At 69.9% G+C, this 1,026-nt stretch carries 2 protein-coding genes; both read left to right on the top strand.

What is annotated here, in order from left to right; all coding sequences use genetic code 11:
• On the top strand, positions 1–830 hold an 830-nt coding region (locus MXD59_RS25950), incomplete at its 5' end, for an acyl carrier protein (protein ID WP_248827192.1).
• Between the two features lie 28 nt (positions 831–858).
• Positions 859–1,026: polyketide synthase docking domain-containing protein (locus MXD59_RS25945; RefSeq protein WP_248827193.1), on the top strand; the 168-nt coding region annotated here is incomplete at its 3' end.

The raw sequence follows: 1,026 nt of genomic DNA, 5'->3' as shown, positions 1-1,026 counted from the left end.
CCACCAGCCTCGCCTGGGGCCTCTGGCACCAAACCAGCACCATGACCAGCCACCTCGACACCACCGACCTCACCCGGCTGGCCCGGGTGGGCGTGCTGCCGATGTCGTCGCAGGAGGGCCTGCGGCTGTTCGACGCCGCGGTGGGGCGCAGCGATGCGCAGCTGGTGCCGGCCAAACTCGTTCCCGCGGTCGGGCCCGACGCGGGCGCGCACCTTCCCCCGATCGTGCGGACCCTGCTCGTGCGTGCGGACGCCCCCGGCGACCCGCGCGAGGAGCGGGGACGCGTCCCCGCGGTGCGAAGCCTGACCGAACGGCTCGCACCACTGGCACCGGCCGAACGCGAGCGCCTGCTCCTCGATGCGGTGCGGACCCAGACCGCGCAGATCCTGGGGTACGCCACGGCCGCGGCGGTCCCGGCCCGGGCGGCCTTCAAGGAACTGGGCTTCGACTCGCTCACCAGCGTGGAGCTGCGTAACCGGTTGGACGGGGTGATGGGACGCCGGCTTCCGGTCACCCTCGTCTTCGACCATCCGACCCCGCAGGCCATCGCCACCCATCTGCTGGAAGATCTCTTCCCCGCGGCGCCGGAGCCCACCGACACCCGGCTGGACGCGGACCCCGGAACCGACGGCGAATCGGCCGGTGACGCCGAACTGAGAAGAATTCTGCGCACCATTCCGATCGACCTTCTTCACGCGAGCGGAATCGCACAGCTGGCATTCGACCTCGCCGGGCAGCCCGACGCCCCTTCGAGTGTGGATGACCTCGAGTCCATCGACGACCTGGATACCGAGCGGTTGATTCTGCTGGCGTTCGAGGAAACCGACTGACCACAAGCCCCGTTGGAGTGCACCGATCATGAGCGAGAACACCACCCCCACGGTGGTCGAGGCCCTGCGGAAGTCCCTCAAGGAAAACGACCGCCTGCGCCAGCAGAACCGGAAGATGACCGCCGCTTCCCGGGAGCCGATCGCCGTGGTCGGGATGGCCTGCCGACTCCCCGGCGGCATCACCTCACCCGACGAA

Source organism: Frankia umida (assembly GCF_023242945.1).
GTDB lineage: Bacteria > Actinomycetota > Actinomycetes > Frankiales > Frankiaceae > Frankia > Frankia umida.
The sequence above is the reverse complement of the archived record's forward strand: the minus strand, read 5'-3'. Positions and strand labels throughout refer to the sequence as shown.